Here is a 19,305-nt window from a genome sequence, read left to right as displayed (position 1 = left end):
GCACGCCATTGGCGTAGCTAGCGGTGACGGCCGGGTTGCTGCTGGTCACCGAGCCGTCGCTGTGGACACTGACCGTGCTGCTGGCGCTGCCATCCTTGATGGTGATCAGCGCGCTGCCGCCGCTGCTCAGATTGCTATCGCTTAAATGCACCGAGGCCTGGACGTGGCCGCCCGCCAGGTCGGGGCTGGAAATCTGCTTACCGCTGTGCTCGACAATCGAGACAGTCGGCGCGTCCGGCGGCGTCAGATTCAACGTGCCGCTGGCGCTGCCGGCGGAGGAGACATTGCCCAAGGCGTTGGTTTGGGTGGCCGACACGCTGACCGCCTGGCCATTGGCCGGTTCCGGCAGGCTGAGAGTCAACACGCCATTGGCGTAGTGGCCGGAAACCGTCGAGCTGCTGCTGGTGACGGTGCCATTGCTATGCACGGTGACGGTGCTGTTGGCGCTGCCGTCGCTGATGGTGACCAGGGCGCTGCCGCCGGCGCTGAGATTGGCGGAGCTAAGATTGACGGTGGCCTGGACGTGGCTGCCCGCCAGATCGCTGCTGCCGATCTGCTGGCCGCTGTGCTCGACGATGGCGACCGTGGGCGCATCCGGCGGCGTCAGATTCAGCGTGCCGCTGGCGCTGGCGGCATGGGAAACATTGCCCAGCGCGTTGCTTTGCGTCGCCGACACGCTGACCGCCTGGCCGTTGGCCGGCTCGGGAATGCCGAGGCTCAACACGCCATTGGCGTAACTGGCGGTCACCGCCGGGTTGCTGCTGCTCACCGAGCCGTCGCTATGGACGGTGACGCTGCTGCTCGCGCCGCCATCGCTGATCGAGACTTGGGCGCTGCCGCCGTTGGCGAGGTTGCTGGCGCTGAGATTGACCTTGGCTTGGACGTGATTGCTGGCGAGGTCGCTGCTGCCGATCTGCTGGCCGGCATGCTCGGTGATGGAAACCGTCGGCGCGGCCGGCGCGGTCAGATTCAAGGTCCCGCTGGCGCTGCCGGCGGTGGAAACATCGCCCAGCGCATTGGTTTGCGTCGCCGATACGCTGACCGTCTGGCCATTGGCCGGTTCCGGAATGCCGAGGCTCAACACGCCATTGGCGTAGCTGGCGGTGACGGCTGGGTTGCTGCTGGTCACCGAGCCGTCGCTGTGCACGGTGACCGTGCTGCTGGCGCTGCCATCCTTGATGGAGATCAGCGCGCTGCCGCCGCTGCTCAGATTGCCATCGCTTAAATGCACCGTGGCCTGGACGTGGCCGCCCGCCAGGTCGGGGCTGGAAATCTGCTTGCCGCTGTGCTCGACGATGGACACGGTGGGCGCGTCAGGCGGCGTCAGATTCAGGGTGCCGCTGGCGCTGCCGGCGGCGGACACATTGCCGAGCGCATTGGTTTGCGTCGCCGACACGCTGACCTGCTGGCCGTTGGCCGGCTCCGGCAAGCTGAGGGTCAAGACGCCGTTGGCATAGTGGCCGGACACGGTGGAGCTGCTGCTGGTGACGCTGCCATTGCTGTGCACGGTGACGGTGCTGTTGGCGCTGCCGTCATGGATGGTGACCAGGGCGCTGCCGCCGCTGGCGAGGTTGCTGGCGCTGAGGTTGACGGTGGCTTGGACATGATTGCCGCTGAGATCGCTGCTGCCGATCTGCTGCCCGCTGTGTTCGACAATCGAGACAGTCGGCGCGTCAGGCGGCGTCAGGTTCAGGGTGCCGCCGGCGCTGCCGGCGTTCGACACATTGCCGAGCGCGTTGCTTTGCGTCGCCGACACGCTGACGGCCTGGCCATTGGCCGGTTCGGGAATGCCGAGGCTCAGCACGCCATTGGCGTAACTGGCGGTCACCGCCGGGTTGCTGCTGGTCACCGAGCCGTCGCTATGGACGGTGACGCTGCTGCTCGCGCCGCCATCGCTGATCGAGACCTGGGCGCTGCCGCCGTTGGCGAGGTTGCTGGCGCTGAGGTTGACCTTGGCTTGGACGTGATTGCTGGCGAGGTCGCTGCTGCCGATCTGCTGGCCGGCATGCTCGGTGATGGAAACCGTCGGCGCGGCCGGCGCGGTCAGATTCAAGGTCCCGCTGGCGCTGCCGGCGGTGGAAACATCGCCCAGCGCATTGGTTTGCGTCGCCGATACGCTGACCGTCTGGCCATTGGCCGGTTCCGGAATACCGAGGCTCAACACGCCATTGGCGTAGCTGGCGGTGACGGCCGGGTTGCTGCTGGTCACCGAGCCGTCGCTGTGGACACTGACCGTGCTGCTGGCGCCGCCATCCTTGATGGTGATCAGCGCGCTGCCGCCGCTGCTCAGATTGCCATCGCTTAAATGCACCGTGGCCTGGACGTGGCCGGCCGCCAGGTCGGGGCTGGAAATCTGCTTGCCGCTGTGCTCCACAATCGAGACAGTCGGCGCGTCCGGCGGCGTCAGATTCAACGTGCCGCTGGCGCTGCCGGCGGAGGAGACATTGCCCAAGGCATTGGTCTGGGTGGCCGACACGCTGACCGCCTGGCCATTGGCCGGTTCCGGCAGGCTGAGGGTCAACACCCCATTGGCGTAGTGGCCGGAAACCGCCGAGCTGCTGCTGGTGACGGCGCCATTGCTATGCACGGTGACGGTGCTGTTGGCGCTGCCGTCGCTGATGGTGACCAGGGCGCTGCCGCCGGCGCTGAGATTGGCGGCGCTGAGATTGATGGTGGCCTGGACGTGGCCGCCCGCCAGATCGCTGCTGCCGATCTGCTGGCCGCTGTGTTCGACGATGGCGACGGTGGGCGCATCCGGCGGCGTCAGATTCAGTGTGCCGCTGGCGCTGCCGGCAGTGGAAACATTGCCCAGCGCATTGGTTTGGGTGGCCGACACGCTGACGGCCTGGCCATTGGCCGGTTCGGGAATGCCGAGGCTCAGCACGCCATTGGCGTAACTGGCGGTGACGGCCGGGTTGCTGCTGCTCACCGAGCCGTCGCTATGGACGGTGACGCTGCTGCTCGCGCCGCCATCGCTGATCGACACCTGGGCGCTGCCGCCGTTGGCGAGGTTGCTGGCGCTGAGGTTGGCCTTGGCTTGGACGTGATTGCTGGCGAGGTCGCTGCTGCCGATCTGCTGGCCGGCATGCTCGGTGATGGAAACCGTCGGCGCGGCCGGCGCGGTCAGGTTCAAGGTGCCGCTCGTCGTTCCGGCTGGAGAGGTGTTGCCGAGCGCATTGCTTTGCGTCGCCAACACGCTGACCGCCTGGCCGTTGGCCGGTTCGGGAATGCCGAGGCTCAGAACGCCGTTGGCGTAGTGGGCGGAGAGGGCCGGATTGCTGCTGGTCACCGAGCCGTCGCTATAGACGGTGACGCTGCTGCTCGCGCCGCCGTCGCTGATCGAGACTTGGGCGCTGCCGCCGTTGGCGAGGTTGCTGGCATCGAGGCTGACCGTCGCCTGCACTTGGCCGTTGGTCACATCGCCGCTGGCGATTTGCTGGCCACTGTGTTCGGTGATTGCCACCGTCGGCGCGCTCGGCGCGGTCAGGTTCAAGGTGCCGCTCGTCGTGCCGGCGGCCGAGGTGTTGCCGAGCGCGTTGCTTTGCGTCGCGGACACGCTGACCGACTGGCCATTGGCCGGTTCCGGCAGGCTGAGAGTCAACACGCCATTGGCGTAACTGGCGGTCACCGCCGGGTTGCTGCTGGCCACCGAGCCGTCGCTATGGACGGTGACGCTGTTGCTCGCGCCGCCATCGTTGATCGAGACCAGGGCGCTGCCGCCGTTGGCGAGGTTGCTGGCATCGAGGCTGACCGTCGCCTGCACCTGGCCGTTGGCCACATCGCCGCTGGCGATTTGTTGGCCGCTGTGTTCGGTGATCGCCACGGAAGGCGTGGCTGGCGGTGTGGTATCTACCGTGGCGGTCAGCGTGCTTGTGGCCGATGGGTTGCCGATACTGTCGGTGAATTGAGCGCTTAACGTCAAGCTTTGGCCGTTGACAGCTGCTGGGATATTCAATGCCAGACTGCCGTTTTGCAGGTCGGCGGCGGTCAAGGCGTGGCTGTAGGTTTCGCCGGTGTTGCTGCTCAGTGTCAGGGTGGTGCCGGCCTGCAACGTGGGATTGTTCAACGCGACTTGTACGCTGACTTGCTGATTATGGATATCGCCGCTGGCGATGATGCCGCCATGATCCTCTATGGTGATTTGCGGCGCAGCCGGAGGCGCGGTGCTGACTAGGCCTTGGTCGCTGGCCGGGCTGGAAACATTGCCGGCTGCATCGGTCTGGGTGGCGGCAATTTGCAATAACGTACCCGAGCTGGCGGGCTGGATTGACAATGTGACCAAGCCATTGGCGTAGCTGGCCTGGATGCCGGAAGCCAGCCCGGTGATGCTGCCGTCGCTATGCACGGTGAGTGTGGTGGGATGGCCGCCCTCCGTAATCGTGATGTTGGCCGCGCCTTGCTGTTGCAGATCGCTGGCGTCGAGTTGAACCGTTGCGCGGACGGCGCCATTCACCAGGTCGGTCTGGCTGATGGCGGCGCTGCCGGCGCCATCATTATGCTGCGTAATGTGCACGACCGGCGCAAGGGGCGGAATGGTGTCCACTGTCACCGTCGCCGTCGACTGCGTGCTTTGTCCGGCATTATTGCTGGAGGAGGCGATCAGCGTGCTGGCGCCCTGAGGCAAGGGCTGAGTTGGCGTGAGCGACCAGCTGCCATTGGCGGCAACCACGGCGCTGCCGAGCACCGTGCCGTTCGCTTCGGAAACGGTGACAGTCAGTCCCGGCGAGCCGGTGCCCTGCAGCACGGGTTCGCTATGGTTGGTCAGGCCTACATTGTTGAAAGTCAGCGTTACCGGCGGCGCGGGGGCAGGGGTGAACGATGCGTTAACCGGCGTGGTAGGAATCGGGGTGAAGGTGGTGGGGGTAGCGGCGGGGATGACGCTGGAGGTAAAACCCGTTCCCGTGGTCCCTACTGTATTGGTGTTGCCTGTCAGGTCGATAAAAGTGTGATCGATGTTTTCGCTGGTGCCGCCCGAAGCGGTCAGGCCGGCCGCAGCAGACTGCAGCTGCGCCAGCGGGTCTTGGCCATTCGCCAGGCTGGCCAGGACCGATTGCGCTTCGGCATTGGCGTTATTGCCGTCTTGACCCGGTTGTGGCGGCTGGCCATTGATAGCGGTGTTCCAGCCTGGCACGGCTGGATTGTTTGCGTCGCTTGGCGCCGTCGTTTGAGGAGTGGCATTGCTGGCGGACGGCGTGCCTGTTTCCTTGGTGTCGGACAATAGAACCTGCTGTCCGCCATCCTGATTCAGCAGTAGCGAGGCACCCTGTTCGAATACCAGGTGATCATTCGGGTGGATGATATCCCCTACTTTGAGGATGTGTTCCTGCCCTTGGGCATCGATGACTCTGACCGTTCCTTTGAGAGTACCGATCTTCCCCGATAGTGTTGTATTTGCTGCCATCGGCATCTCCCGGCCGTATCATCCCGCGCATCAACCTCTGTTCCTGCGTGCATCTCCTTGTGGTGCGGCCGTATGTTTCAGCGCCTTGCAAAGGCTCCAAGCAAACTTCCAGGCTGCTCTGTGAACCGCTGACTCAACCCTGGCTCCCTGTCTTGCGCCTTCTTGCCGTATGGCTTGTGCTGTCTGCCTTGGCGTGTCTTGCACTGGGGCTCTGCGTGGTTGTTGAGCGGCTCTAAATGATGGATGGACTACAGGCAGTTTTAACTGTAGCAAGTAATAAAGTTATTGCTAGAAATACCTATCTGAAACATGAGGTTGCGGTAAATCATCCTCTCCGGCCATGTCGGCAATTGGGAGGAGCTTGGGTTCGCATGGATGGAGAACAGGGTGATTGTCGCGCTGCCGCCAGCGAGTCAAAGACATGCGCGTGCCGGCCGTTGGGCATGCGGGGCTGGCGCTTTGAGCTTCGATGTTGAGATGGGTTTAGCGGGCCATAGGCCAGCAGTTTCGATTGACTCCAGATCGCGGGCGCGTTGGCGCTCTGGGACGGTCATGCCGAGTGTTCGGCTGGCTTGAGGAAGCCGGTGATCTGCTTGCCTTGATATCCGTCATTCTCCTTCCGTGACGGACTTATGTAGGCATGGCCTGAGAGGACAGATCAGCGGCTTCACCGCTCGGTAAAGGCTTCCGATTTGGCGCGCAGTACGGGCTTCAGCAGGTAGGACAGAATGCTCTTGGTGCCGGTCATGATGTCCACCTGGGCCACCATGCCGGGAATGATGGGCAAATGGCGGTCGCCCAGCGTGCCTTGCTTGGTTTTTATCTTGGCCAGGTAAAAGGAATTGCCGCGCTCGTCGGTTTCGGTGTCGGCGCTGACGTCCTGCACTACGCCCTCCATGCCGCCGTAAATCGTGTAGTCGTAGGCGGTGAAGCGCACAGTGGCGCGCTGCCCGGGGCGGATGAAGGCGATGTCGCGCGGCAGGATGCGCGTCTCCACCACCAGCGATTCGCCCAGGGGCACAATCTCCATGATGTCTTTGCCCGGCGCCACCACGCCGCCTATCGTATTGGCGTAGATCTGCTTGACTTGGCCGTGCACGGGGGAGCGCATTTCGGACAGCTTCACCTTGTTGGCCAGGCCGGAGGTGTCCGCGGACAGGCTGTTGATCTTGGCCATGGTGTCGGAAAGCTCGGCGCTGGCCTGGTTGCGGAACGTCAGTTCGTTTTCCTGGATCTTGCGATTGGCCTCCTCTATGGCGGCTTGCAGGCGGGAAATCTGCGCCTGCGCCATGTCGCGATCGCCTTTGAAGCGCGAAACCTCGCGCTCCAGCCGCAACAGGTCCACATCGGATGCGGCGCCGGAGTCCAGCAGCGGCCGCGTTTGCTCCAGCTCCTTGCTGGTGAACTGGAAGCTTTGATCCGCCTGCTGCCGGCGCGCCTTCATTTCGTTCATTTCCTGCATGCGCTGGGCCAATTCCCCCCTGGCGATGGCGAGGTTGTTGTCCAGCTCCTGCTTTTTGGCCAGATACAGCGCCATTTCCTGGCGGGCGATGTCCGGGGCCTGCTGGCTAACCTGGGACGGAATGGCCAGCGGCGTGCCATGGGCAATCGCGCCCAGCCGCGCGGCCTTGCCCAACAGCGCCAGATATTGGGCCTGATTGGCCTGCAGCGACGAGACAAATCGGGTGTTGTCTATGCTCAGCAGCAGCTGGTTTTGCTGCACGATCTGCCCCTCATGCACCCATAGCTTGGCCACGACGCCGCCATCCAGGCTCTGAATGTGCTGGATCTGCGAAGTGGGCACCACCTTGCCCTGGCCCTTGGTCACCTCGTTGATCTGAGCGAAGGCGGCCCACATGAAGGCCGCCAGAAACAAGCCGGCCATGGTCCAGATGAAGACGCGGGGGCGGCCCGGGCTTTGTTGCAGAATCGCCCAGTCGGCGTCGGTGGCGAAATCGACATGCTCTTGCAAGTCGCGCGCCTCCGCCCAGTCCATGACCCGTTCCCAGTATGGGGAGGTCTTGCGTTGGCCTTGTTCCATCCAGCGTTGCCAGAACGGCTGCTTCATGTTTTTCCCCTGGAAACTTGCCCCTGCTGCAGGGCTTGGATGACCTCCGCCTTCGGGCCGTCGGCCACAATGGCGCCGTTTTCGATGATGATGAGCCGGTCCACCAGGTCAAGCAGCGCGGAATGGTGGGTGATCAGCACCACCGTCTTGCCCGGCATGATCTTGGCCAGGGTCTGTTTGATATGCGCCTCGGCGCCGCTATCCATATTGCTGGTGGGTTCGTCCAGCAGCAGGATGGGCGGCGCGTTGAGCAGGGCGCGGGCGATGGTCACGGCCTTGCGCTGCCCGCCGGACAAGGACTGGCCGCGCTCGCCTATGATCATGTCGTAGCCCTGCGGGTGGCCGTTGACGAACTCGGACAAGCCCGCCAGCTCAACGGCGGCCTCGATGCTGGCATCGTAGGCATGGGGGGAGCCCATGGAGATGTTCTGGCGCAGGGTGCCGTAAAACAGCGAGGCATCCTGCGGCACATGGCCGATATTGCGGCGCAGTTCGGTGGGGTCGATCTGGTGGATGTCGATGCCGTCTATGCGCACCGATCCCTGGTCCGGGTGATACAGGCCCATGATCAGCCGCTGCAGCGTTGACTTGCCGGATCCGATGCGGCCGATGATGCCCACCCGTTCCCCCGCCTTGAGGTGGAACGATACATTGCGCAGCGCGTTGGCCGGGTTGTCCGGATATTGGAAATCGACGTTGCGGAATTCGATGTCGCCTTTGAAACTGGTGCGGTGGAAGAAGTTGGCGTCCTTTTCCCGCTCCACCGGCATTTCCATGAAGGTGTCCAGCGACTTCAGCGACAGCTTGGCGTTATGGTACTGGGTGAGCAGGCCCACCAGCTGTCCCAGCGGCGCCATGGCGCGGCCGGAAAGCATCACCGCGGCGATCACGCCGCCCTGCGAGGCCTGGCCGCGAAAGATGGCATAGACGCCTATCACCAGCACGGCGATGGTCACGCTTTGCTGGACCAAGCCGGAAAAATTATTGGCCGACGCCGCCAGCATTTTCAGTCTGGCGCCGATATGCGCCAGATAGGCGGTGGCTTCTTCCCAGCGGCCTTGTTGCTGGCCCTCCGCGGCCAGAATCTTGATGCTTTCCAGCTCGCCAAGCGTTTCCACCAGCTGGGCATTGCGTTGGGCCGTGGCGCGCAGGGTGGCCTCGGTCAATACCTTCATCTTCTCCTGGATCAGCAGGGCGAAGATGAGCATCATCGCCCCGCCTATCAATATGGGCAGCATCAGCAGCGGTTGAATCCATGCCACCGCCGCCAGGAAGATCAGGACGAAGGGCAGGTCGATCAGCGCGGTGATGGAGGCGGACGCGATGAAGTCGCGTATGGTTTCGAATGAACGCAAATTGGCGGCAAAGGCTCCGACGGACGCCGGCTTGGCCGACATCCGCACCCCCAGCACGCGTTCCATGATCAGAGAGGACAGCTGGATGTCTATGCGCTTGCTCGCCAGGTCCAGCATATAGCCGCGTGTCATCTTCAGCAGAAAATCGAACACCAGCGACAAAATCGCCCCGGCCGCCAGCACCCACAAGGTGTAAATGGCCAGGTTAGGCACCACCCGGTCGTACACATTCATCGAAACCAGCGGCAGCACCAGGGCGAATATATTGATCATCAAAGAGGCGAGCAGGGAATCGCGGTACAACGGCAGCCCGCCGATGACCGCGTGCCAGAACCAGTGGCGCGAGCGGATATTGCCCATTTCCGGCGCCCGCCGGTCGTAACGGAAGCGGGGCCGGATCAGGATGGCGATGCCGCTGTACAAGGCGGCGAACTCATCAAGCGAGCGCGTCTCCTCCGATTCCGGCAGCTCGGAATGGCTGAAGCGGACAATGCCGGCCTTGAGGTCGATGCCGCGCAGGATGCAGGCCTCCTCGCTTTTCAGCAGCAGCACGGCGGGCAACAGCGCCTGCGGCAGCTGCGGCAACGGTTTTCTGACCACCCGCGACGTCAAGCCGATGCGGCGCGCCGAACGCGAAAACATAGACGGCGTCAGCCGGTTGTTCTGCAAAGGAATCCCCGCCACCAGCGATTCGCGCGTGGCATTGATGCCGTACTGTCTAGCCAGCGCGAACAAGCAATCCAGCAAAGGATCAAGATGGGTGGCTTGCAAATGCAATCCCCCATTAGGTATTTCTTGACTAATGTTTTGCATTTTCACCTCAGGCGGCATGGTGACTACTCCCCGACAGATAGTATGTCCAGCCTTTTTTTGACTATAGCTAGTTTGAATCGAGGTGAAACATTCTTTTGGTTCGATCTATGTCGTTGTTTTAATTAATGCTTCATATCGTTGGCATGGTGCGATGCGGCGGGGCTGCGGATGCGAGCGGGAGTGAAAATGATAATGGCGGGCCGGGAAACAAATAAGGCGGATAAAACATGCGCTTTCCTGGATTCAAGCCATCGGGATGGCCAGGCAGGTTTCAAAACGCTCCGCCTGTTTTCCGGCGGGATGGGCGTGGCTGGCAAATCGGCAACGCGCCGCTAACAAGATGCATGAATAGAAAATCCCATGCCGCGCAATGTGGCCTCTGCGCTGATATCTGCCGCGATTAATGTTTCGAGGGAAACCAGATCGCTAAATAGGCCTTGCGGTAGGCTTGGTCGTCTTCGATATCGCCATCGCGGGGATGCACCAGCAGCCTTTCCTGCGTCACCAATATGGGCTTGCTGACAAAGTTGCTGGGGGCCTGCCGGGCAAAGGCCCGATTCAGCTCATCGGCCATTTGCCAGCCTTGCTGCTGGCATGGCTCGGCCACTGTCGCCTTTTGCTGGGAGATGCCCTCGCGGATGCGGTTCATTGCCAGGTTGGAGCCATCGCCAGCGGAGATGTTGACGATGTCCAGCCGGCCAATCTGATGCAAGGGGAAATTGATGTTGTCGAAGTAGAGGTCGTTGATGGCCAGCGTATGGGTCCAAGCGCGGCCGAACTTCTGCGCCATGACGGGCACTTGCGCCGGAATCAGCTGGGAAGTCATGCTGAGGTCCATGTCCTGCACCGCCAGCACCTTGCATCGCTTGCAGCGCAGCAGCGCCTCCTTCATGGCGTTGGCCTTGCGCATGGCGATGGAAAAATGCGAATCCGTCAGGATCACCGCGCCCAGCGGGCCGGAGCTGCTGCCTATCGCATAGTCCACGGCCGTCTGCGCCACGGTCAACGGATCGGTGGTGATGTTGGCGAACAGCTCGGCATTCGGGCCGGGGCTGCTGCCGGCGTGCCAGCCCACGGCGGGCTTGCCCATTTGTTTCAGCATGGTCATTTCCAGATGGAAATCCGAGCTGTCCGTGCCGACCAGGGCCACGCCGGAAATCTCCTGCGCGGTGGCGTGCAGCAGCAATTGCTCGCGCACGGCATTGCGGTCGCTCTTGGCGTCCGTCACCTTGACTTGCCAATGCAGATAGGCCGCCGCATTGAGAAAGCTGCGCACGGTTTTGGAAATCCCGCCGTTGCGCAGCTCGTAGGCGATCAATAGCACATGCCGTCCCAGCTGGGCCGGCGGACCGGAGGAGGGCGCCACGCTATCAACCGGTTCCGCTTGGCTGATGGCGCAAGCGGTCAGCGCTGCCAGCGCGCCATGCAGTAGCACGCGGACAATCAGTTGGGTGGAGGCGGGAAAGCGGCTCAAGCGCATGGGCACTGGGTGTTATCGCCTTGGCGTGTCGGGGGCATGCTCAAATATAGCAAGCAGGCTGGCGCTTGCTGATGGCATGTGGACGGTGCGAGCGCTTGCGCGGCGCGCTTGATTTATCGATGCGGGATGAACATGATAGACGGATAGCCGCCGGGCGGATTTCCGGCGGCATCGCCAGCGGATGGCCAGCCTGGCCAGGCCGGGCTTGCACTGTTAGCCGGCTCTGGCACAATTCACCGACTGTAAGCCAACCCAAACGCATATCCAGACAAGGAAACATCCATGCACAAGCCATCCCGCCTTGCCCTGACCGCCTGCCTGCTGGCCGTTTTTGCCGCGCCGGCAGCCTTTGCCGCAGACGCGCCGGTCGCCACGGTAAACGGCGTAGCCATTCCTCAATCCAGAATGGACCTGATCCTGAAATCGCAGGAAGAGCATGGCGTCAAGGATAGCCCGGAGCTGCGCCAGCAGATCCGCGATTTCCTGGTTACCAATGAAGTGCTGGTTCAAGAGGCCAAAAAACAAGGCATCGACAAGAGCGACGCGGTCAAGCAAGAGCTGGAAATGGCCCAGCGCGGCGTGTTGCTGAATGCCTTTCAGCAAAACTTCATCAAAACCAATGTGATTTCCGACGATCAACTCAAGGCCGAGTATGACCGCCTGAAGGCGGCCACGCCGTCCAAGGAATACCACGCGCGTCATATCCTGGTGAAAACCGAAAAGGAAGCCAACGCCATCCTGGCGCAGCTGAAGAAAGGCAAGTCGTTTGATGCGCTGGCCAAGGCCAAGTCCGACGACCTGGGCAGCAAGAACAGCGGCGGCGATCTGGGTTGGAGCGATCCCAGCCAGTACGTGAAGGAGTTCGGCGAAGCCATGGTCGCCCTGAAGCCGGGTGAAATCACCCAAACTCCGGTGAAATCGCAATACGGCTATCACATCATCAAGCTGGAAGGCGTGCGCGAGGCGGAAGGCCCCAAGTTTGAAGACGTGAAGCCGCAGCTGCAGCAGGAAATGCAGCGCACGGCCTTTGACAAGATGATCCAGGACTTGAAGGGCAAGGCCAAAGTCGAGTAAGTCGCGGGCGCCGTCCGTGCCTGCGCATGGTTGGCGGCGCGGCGTACGCATAAAAGCCTGCCCGTTTCGGGGCAGGCTTTTTCATGTTGCCGCTGAGTTTAATGCGTAGTCCGGCTTAACGTAGGACGGCGCGCCGGCCAGCCAGGTTTCATGGACGGCGATATCGCGCAGTGCCTCCTTGGACGGATCCAGCGGGTCATCCTTCAGGATCACCAAATCCGCCAGCTTTCCAGGCTCCAGCGAACCGACCAGATGATCCAGATGGCAGTGCCAGGCCGCGTCCAGCGTCACCGCGCGCAGCGCCTGCTCGTGAGTCAGGCCTTCTTCCGCATTCAGCGCCGGTTTTTCCGAGCCTGGCGCGGCCTCCATTTTGCGATAGATGGCCTGTTCCGCCATGCGCAGCGGCCCCAGCGGGGAAACAAAGTGGTCGGAATGCAAGCTGACGCGCATGCCGGCGTTAAGGGCGGATTGGCAGCGGTCGAGCAATCGCGCCTTGTTCTCGCCAAAGATCTTTTCCTGGAAAACGTAGCCCCAGTAGCCGACGTGTCCGATCAAGAAGCTGGGGCTCAAGCCCATCGACGCCATCCTGCCGATGTCCTCGTCATTCAGCAGCGAGGCATGCTCCAGGCGAGAGCGCAGCGCGCGGCGGCGCTTGGCGGGCGCGCTGCTGGTTTCGTGCGGGAAAGGATTCAGGGCCTTGCCGTAGGCGTTCAGCACCCGCTTGATTGCCTTGTCGCCATTGGCATGCACCAGCGTGGGCCAGCCTTGGCATAAGGCGCGCAGCACCAGAGATTCGAGATCGGACTTGGGTTTGTAATTGTATTTGCCATTGAGCGGCACGCCTGGCACGGGGGGCACCTTGGATTTGTCAGGGTTGATAAGGCAGTGGTACGGCTGTTTCTGGAAGCCTGTCAGCCCCTGGTTGGAACCATCGGAGATGATCTTGATGCCCTTGATGCTGAAACGCTGGTTCAGATGATTGTCCAAGTCCAGGTGGTAGTTTTCCAGCCAGTAGCTGAGATCATCCTGCGTGCGCACAAACAGGCCGCCAGCCAGCCGCAGCGGACCAAACTGGGCGATCAAGCGCAGCGCGCCAAGTTCCAGCTCCTTGGCCGAGTTGTCTGGAATGGTGCCCATGCTAGGGTCGAATAGCGTGGTGATGCCTTTGCTGACGGCATCCTGAAGCACTTCCGCGACGCAGTTGCCCAGGCTCTTCTTGGCCAGGGTCGATCGATTGACCAGATTCATGGCATCGGTGACTTGGCCTTCAGCCAGCACGCCGCCGGCGCTTTTGTTGAGCAGTTTTTGATTGGCCACGCTGTTGACATACGCAGATGGCCGGAGGCGTTGACCAGCAGAATCGCAATGTTCCGGTCGGCAATTTTTCCTGTCCATAGGCTATCCATCTTCCCCAAATTGATGTTCGGCCAGTCGCGCATCAGGGAGGGATCTAAACCATAGCCGACGAACCAGGCTGTGCTGCCGTCATGATCGTTCAGCAAATATTGCTGACTCTGCGAGTTGCCCAGCATTTCGCCAATCTGGGCGCTCAGGCGTTCCCAGCTGTACTGCGGGTCGAGGTTTTGCTTGTCGAAGGCCGAGACATTATTCCACCCCTTGTTCAGCGCGCTGCCGAGAATATGCATGTGAGGGTCGATCAGGCCGGGCATCAGTGTGCGGCCATCTAATAGGCGTTCGTGGGCATCGAAGCCTTCCTCTGCCATTTTCCTTTGAACTTCATCAAAGGAACCCGTCGCCACAATCACGCCGTTGGCTATGCCCAGCGCCTCCACCGTCCGGCTGGCAGGCGCTTCCATGGTGTGGATGGTGCCGCCATGAAAGATCACAGGTTGTTGCGGGGTTTGGCGAAAGCGATCGAGCAGCGTCAGTTTGATGGCATCCAGCATGTTTTCATTATCTTCTTGCGTACCGCCCAGCTTGGGGGCGTGGCCGCAGCAGGCGCAGCCTAAGGTGTGGTCGTGAGGCATCGGTGGCTCCTTGATTTGTGCATTCACATGTCATTTCAAGCAAAATGCTAATCTTTTTTCATGAAAAATTTCAAATGGATTGTCAGCGCCCTGCCGTAAGGGACAGGAGGTGGGCGTGGGCTGGGTGCCCCGCAGGCATGGCGGCACTCGGAGAACAGCTGAAAACCGGTTATAATCGAACCATTTTTCCATCCAGAAAACCAAGATTCAGACATGGAACTTGCCAAGAGCTACGAACCGGGCGACCTCGAGCGCCGTTGGTACCAACACTGGGAACAGGCCGGCTACTTCAAGCCGAGCATGGACACCGCCAAACCGTCTTTCGCCATCCAGCTGCCGCCGCCCAACGTCACCGGCACGCTGCACATGGGCCACGCCTTCAACCAGACCATCATGGACGGCCTCACCCGCTACTACCGGATGAAGGGCCATAACACCGTCTGGATTCCGGGCACCGACCACGCCGGCATCGCCACCCAGATCGTGGTGGAGCGCCAGCTGGCCGATCAGGGTCTGAATCGCCACGACATGGGCCGCGAAGCCTTCACCAGCAAAATCTGGGAATGGAAGGAAAAATCCGGCGGCACCATCACCAGCCAGATGCGCCGCGTCGGCTGCTCGGTGGATTGGGACCGCGAATACTTCACCATGGATGACACCCGCGCCGAGGTGGTGACGGAAGTCTTCGTCCGCCTGTACGAGCAGGGCCTGATCTACCGCGGCAAGCGCCTGTCCAACTGGGACGCCAAGCTGGGCACCGCCATCTCCGACCTCGAAGTGGTATCCGAGGAAGAAGACGGCCACATGTGGCACATCAAATACCCGGTGGTGGATAGCGATGAGTACGTCACTGTCGCCACCACCCGTCCGGAAACGCTGCTCGGCGACGTGGCCGTGGCCATCGCCCCGGATGACGAGCGCTACCTGCACCTGGTGGGCAAGCAGCTGCAGCTGCCGCTCACAGGCCGCACCATCCCGGTGATCGCCGACGAGTACGTGGACAAGGAATTCGGCACCGGCTTCGTCAAGATCACCCCGGCGCACGACTTCAACGACTACGAAGTGGGCAAGCGCCACAACACCCAGCTGATCAACGTGATGAGCCTGGAAGCCAAGATTCTGGCCAAGGCGCAAATCTTCGGCTTCGATGGCGCCGCCCAAGGCACCATCGAGCTGCCGGCCGCCTATGCCGGCCTCACCGCCCAGGAGGCGCGCAAGGCCATGCTGGCCGATCTGCAAGCCCAGGGCCTGCTGCTGGAAACCAAGCCGCACAAACTGATGGTGCCGCGCGGCGACCGCACCGGCACCGTGATCGAGCCGCTGTTGACCGACCAATGGTTCGTGGCCATGAACAAGGTCGCCGAAGGCGACGCCACCGGACTATCCATCGCCGCCAAGGCGATCGAAGCCGTGGAATCCGGCGAAGTGCGCTTCGTGCCGGAAAACTGGGTCAACACCTACAACCAGTGGATGAAGAACATCCAGGATTGGTGCATCTCCCGCCAACTGTGGTGGGGCCACCAGATCCCGGCCTGGTACGACGAAGACGGCAACATCTACGTCGGCCGCACCGAGGAAGAGGCCCAGGCCAAGGCCGGCGGCAAGACCCTGCGCCGCGAACAGGACGTGCTGGACACCTGGTTCAGCTCCGCTCTGGTGCCGTTCTCCACCCTGGGCTGGCCGGAAGAAACGCCTGAGCTCAAAGCCTTCCTGCCCTCGCAAGTGCTGGTGACCGGCTACGAAATCATCTTCTTCTGGGTGGCCCGGATGATCATGATGACCAAGCACTTCACCGGCAAGGTACCGTTCAAGGATGTCTACATCCACGGCATGGTGCGCGACCACGAAGGCAAGAAGATGTCCAAGTCCGAGGGCAACGTGATCGACCCGGTGGACCTGATCGACGGCATCGCGCTGGCGCCGCTGGTGGAAAAACGCACCACCGGCCTGCGCCGCCCGGAAAAGGCCCCGCAGATCGCCAAGGCCACGGAAAAGCTGTTCCCGGAAGGCATCCCGGCCTATGGCACCGACGCGCTGCGCTTCACCATGGCCAGCTACGCCACGCTGGGCCGATCGGTCAACTTCGACTTCAAGCGCGCCGAAGGCTACCGCAACTTCTGCAACAAGCTGTGGAACGCCACCCGCTTTGTGATGATGAACGCGGAAGGCAAAGACTGCGGCCAGATTGAGACCCTGCCGCTGGAATACAGCTTTGTCGACCAATGGATCATCGGCCGCCTGCAGCAGGCTGAGATCGACGTCACCAGCGCGCTGGAAACCTACCGCTTCGACATCGCCGCACAGGTGATCTACGAATTCATCTGGAACGAGTACTGCGACTGGTACGTGGAACTGGCCAAGGTGCAGATCCAGGGCGGCAACGAAGCCCAGCAGCGCGCCACCCGCCGCACCCTGGTGCGCGTGCTGGAAGTGGCGCTGCGCCTGACCCACCCGCTGATGCCCTTCATCACCGAAGAGCTGTGGCAAACCGTCGCTCCGCTGGCCAACGCCAAGAAGACCGACTCGCTGATGCTGGCCGCCTGGCCGGTGGCGGAAGAGGGCAAGATCAACGCGCAAGCCAACGCGCGCATGGAAGCCTTCAAGGACATGGTCAACGCGGTGCGCAATCTGCGCGGCGAAATGGGCATCGGCCCCGCCGTCAAGGCGCCGCTGTTCATCGAAACCGCCGATGCGTCTATCGCCGACTTCGTGCCCTACCTGAAACTGCTGGCCCGCCTGACCGAGGGCACGCTGGTGGCCAAGCTGCCGGAAGACGACGCCCCGGTGGCCATCTCCGGCGAAGCCCGCCTGATGCTGAAGGTGGAAGTGGACAAAGCCGCCGAAACCGCGCGCCTGAGCAAGGAGCAGGGCAAGGTGGAAGCCGAGCTGGCCAAGCTGACCGCCAAGCTGGAGAAGCCGGGCTATGTCGACAAGGCGCCGGCGCACTTGGTTGAGCGCGACAAGGCTCAGTTGGCTGAGCTGAATGACAAGTTGGAGAAGGTTAGGGCGCAGCTTGTTAAGCTGGCGTAATTCAAGTAATCCCCGCGATTTTCGCGGGGATTTTTTTCATCTTGGATATGTCATGAAGATTTTTTCTGAAATTTCTGCAATTGTATCAGATTATAGTGTTAATAATGTAACTCCAGACCGTGTAGAGGGTTGGATTTCTCAATTTGATCGGAGTATTCAGGGTGCTATTTTGAATGTGACCAAGTCATTTTTGGAGAAAGGTTATGTAAGCCGAAATAAGCTAATTTATTCTATTGAAAATATTGTTAGGAGTGAGAAGATTTGTGGTAGGGATCTTTCGCGGTTTTGGAGTCAGGTTTCTATCTTGAATGTGCAACAAGATGGAAATAGTCAAGTGGAGCTAGCTGATTTGCTTGCTTTTTATGTAAAAAAGTATACGAATATTAATCTTCCTGTAAATGAATTTGAGAAAGGTATTCTGTTTTATATTGATGATTTTATGTTTACTGGTGGGAGGTTGAGAAGTGATCTGTCTGGGTTGAACGAAATGCTTGAACGCAAGAAGACAGTTATTGTATTGTATATGTCTGTTTGCTCTTCTGCTGCATGGCAATATAATAGTAAGTGGAAGGGCCAGTGGGGAAATCTTGATATTGTAAAGGCTAAGAGAGTGATGCCTGCTTTGGAAAATAGGTTAAGTGAAAAGAATTTTTCAGACAAGTTTTGGATGCATTCCGACTCTATGAGCAGTGGCAAGCTGTCTAATTATATTGAAAATTTTCAGAGATTTAATCCGTCAACTCTTAGGAATTTACATTGTGGTACGAAATTTTTTCCAAATGCAGTTGAGCGATTTAATTCGGAAATTGCTTTGTGCGAAGCGGGGATTGATATAATAGAAAGACATGGTACAGTAAAGCCTTCTCTTAAGCCTATGGGTTATGATGGTTACGATGGTTTTGGGTTTGGTGGTACTATGCTTTCTTATAGGAATTGTCCAAATAATTTACCACTTGCTTATTGGTGGTCGTTGGGCGAATGGTTGCCTCTTTTTGAAAGAAAAGTTTATGAGAGGTGATTGATTGAGTAATATTAGAAAATACCCCGTTGAGGGGGTTGCATCTTTTTATCGAACGGATGAGCTATATGGGGATTTCTCTAACATGGCTCGTCAATTCCCCTTGTTGGTTAATGGGAAACGTATTGGCTCGTCTGAGGCACTCTATCAGTCCTTGAAATATCCTTCAAGGCCAGATATTCAGAGATTTATCATTCATGCAGGCAGTCCGATCGAGTCAAAGAGAGTTTGTGCCCCATTTGGTAGTGATGTGAGGGAGGACTGGCTGGATATTCGAGTGTATGTTATGAAAATGGTTGTTTCAATAAAATACCTTCAGTATCAAAAGCATTTTTCAAGGATATTTGAAATTTCTGGAGATATGCCAATTGTTGAGATTTCTAGTTTTGATCAATTTTGGGGTGCTCAAAAGAGGGGTGAGTATCTGGTTGGGGAAAATGTTCTTGGTCGAATTTGGATGGGAGTCAGAGAGTTTTATTGGAATAATGGACTCGTCAATCAGAGAGAATTTAAGGTAAGAGAGGGGATAAATCTTTTCTTTATTGAAGAAAGCATGCCTCTTGTCAGTTGGTAATGCAGCTCAACGTTTGCTACGTTGGTTTATTAGGATTTTTGTGCCCGCTTCGCGGGCAGATGTTTGGGTGCCGGTTCCGCCCGGCGTGACGGGTCTATTTCTTTTGCTCCGCCAAAAGAAATAGACGAAAGAAAAGGCAGCCCAGCAGCGCTGCGAAACCCCGTCTTCAAAGCCATTTTCAAAGAGTCGCCGGAACTAGCGGCGCGCTACCGCCGCGCCGCGTCGAACAACCAGCGACTTAAAACCTTGAAAATGGCATCGAAGCCGGCTTGCGCTGATGGAGAAGGGTGGGTCGTCATCATTTTGCCTTGTCGAATTTCTTTGGATCTAATAAATAGCCCTATATCAAGACAATGGTTGGGGAGATTACTTCTTTGATTTCTCCTTCATAATTTAGGTATATGGTATGCAGCTGTCTCTTATACACATCTCCGAGCCCACGAGACTCAAAAGGGGGGGGGGGGGGGGGGGGGGGGGGGGGGGGGGGGGGGGGGGGGGGGGGGG

10 protein-coding genes are annotated in these 19,305 nt (G+C 59.9%); 4 read left to right on the top strand and 6 right to left on the bottom strand.

Annotated features, from left to right (window positions below):
- The 4 genes from JHD59_RS19240 to JHD59_RS19225 form a co-directional block, all read right to left on the bottom strand.
- Nucleotides 1-5,401: retention module-containing protein (locus JHD59_RS19240; RefSeq protein ID WP_199155429.1), on the bottom strand; the 5,401-nt coding region annotated here is incomplete at its 3' end.
- Nucleotides 5,402-6,068: 667 nt separating this feature from the next.
- Nucleotides 6,069-7,469, bottom strand: a complete 1,401-nt coding sequence (locus tag JHD59_RS19235) for an HlyD family type I secretion periplasmic adaptor subunit (RefSeq protein ID WP_103320137.1) — start codon at nt 7,467-7,469, stop codon at nt 6,069-6,071.
- Complete coding sequence (locus JHD59_RS19230; protein ID WP_368671623.1) at nt 7,466-9,595, bottom strand: type I secretion system permease/ATPase; 2,130 nt, start codon at nt 9,593-9,595, stop codon at nt 7,466-7,468. Before JHD59_RS19230 ends, JHD59_RS19235 begins: the two co-directional genes overlap by 4 nt.
- A 442-nt stretch (nt 9,596-10,037) precedes the next feature.
- Nucleotides 10,038-11,117: a hypothetical protein gene (locus JHD59_RS19225; RefSeq protein WP_233164405.1), complete on the bottom strand. Its 1,080-nt coding sequence runs from the start codon at nt 11,115-11,117 to the stop codon at nt 10,038-10,040.
- Between the two features lie 282 nt (nt 11,118-11,399).
- On the opposite strand from JHD59_RS19225, the gene JHD59_RS19220 reads away from it, so the two are divergent.
- Nucleotides 11,400-12,191, top strand: a complete 792-nt coding sequence (locus JHD59_RS19220; protein ID WP_199155426.1) for a peptidylprolyl isomerase — start codon at nt 11,400-11,402, stop codon at nt 12,189-12,191.
- An 81-nt stretch (nt 12,192-12,272) separates the two neighbouring features.
- Here the strand turns inward: JHD59_RS19220 and JHD59_RS19215 are convergent, their stop codons facing one another.
- Nucleotides 12,273-13,508, bottom strand: coding sequence for an amidohydrolase family protein (locus tag JHD59_RS19215; RefSeq protein ID WP_199155425.1), 1,236 nt, complete (start codon nt 13,506-13,508; stop codon nt 12,273-12,275).
- On the bottom strand, nt 13,436-14,179 hold the full coding sequence (locus JHD59_RS19210) for a hypothetical protein (protein WP_199155424.1): 744 nt from the start codon (nt 14,177-14,179) through the stop codon (nt 13,436-13,438). The genes JHD59_RS19215 and JHD59_RS19210 overlap by 73 nt, the downstream gene beginning before the upstream one ends.
- A gap of 213 nt (nt 14,180-14,392) precedes the next feature.
- Between JHD59_RS19210 and JHD59_RS19205 the strand changes: the two genes are divergently transcribed.
- The 3 genes from JHD59_RS19205 to JHD59_RS19195 are packed head-to-tail and all read left to right on the top strand — an operon-like array spanning nt 14,393 to nt 18,801.
- On the top strand, nt 14,393-17,209 hold the full coding sequence (locus JHD59_RS19205; RefSeq protein ID WP_199155423.1) for a valine--tRNA ligase: 2,817 nt from the start codon (nt 14,393-14,395) through the stop codon (nt 17,207-17,209).
- 52 nt (nt 17,210-17,261) lie between these two features.
- Nucleotides 17,262-18,227: a hypothetical protein gene (locus tag JHD59_RS19200; protein ID WP_199155422.1), complete on the top strand. Its 966-nt coding sequence runs from the start codon at nt 17,262-17,264 to the stop codon at nt 18,225-18,227.
- 4 nt (nt 18,228-18,231) lie between these two features.
- Complete coding sequence (locus JHD59_RS19195) at nt 18,232-18,801, top strand: NADAR family protein (RefSeq protein WP_255521417.1); 570 nt, start codon at nt 18,232-18,234, stop codon at nt 18,799-18,801.
- The last annotated feature ends 504 nt before the right edge of the window (nt 18,802-19,305 follow it).

The organism is Chromobacterium sp. ASV23 (assembly GCF_016428945.1).
In the GTDB taxonomy this organism is placed as follows: Bacteria; Pseudomonadota; Gammaproteobacteria; order Burkholderiales; family Chromobacteriaceae; genus Chromobacterium; species Chromobacterium sinusclupearum.
This window is presented reverse-complemented; position numbering and strand designations above follow the sequence as displayed.

What these genes read in the sequence shown, in the direction of transcription:
- JHD59_RS19200 (WP_199155422.1), top strand. Translation starts at nt 17,262, where the DNA reads ATGAAGATTTTTTCTGAAATTTCTGCAATTGTATCAGATTATAGTGTT.
- JHD59_RS19225 (WP_233164405.1), bottom strand. Translation starts at nt 11,117, where the DNA reads ATGCGCTTGAGCCGCTTTCCCGCCTCCACCCAACTGATTGTCCGCGTG.
- JHD59_RS19205 (WP_199155423.1), top strand. Translation starts at nt 14,393, where the DNA reads ATGGAACTTGCCAAGAGCTACGAACCGGGCGACCTCGAGCGCCGTTGG.
- JHD59_RS19210 (WP_199155424.1), bottom strand. Translation starts at nt 14,179, where the DNA reads ATGCCTCACGACCACACCTTAGGCTGCGCCTGCTGCGGCCACGCCCCC.
- JHD59_RS19220 (WP_199155426.1), top strand. Translation starts at nt 11,400, where the DNA reads ATGCACAAGCCATCCCGCCTTGCCCTGACCGCCTGCCTGCTGGCCGTT.
- JHD59_RS19235 (WP_103320137.1), bottom strand. Translation starts at nt 7,469, where the DNA reads ATGAAGCAGCCGTTCTGGCAACGCTGGATGGAACAAGGCCAACGCAAG.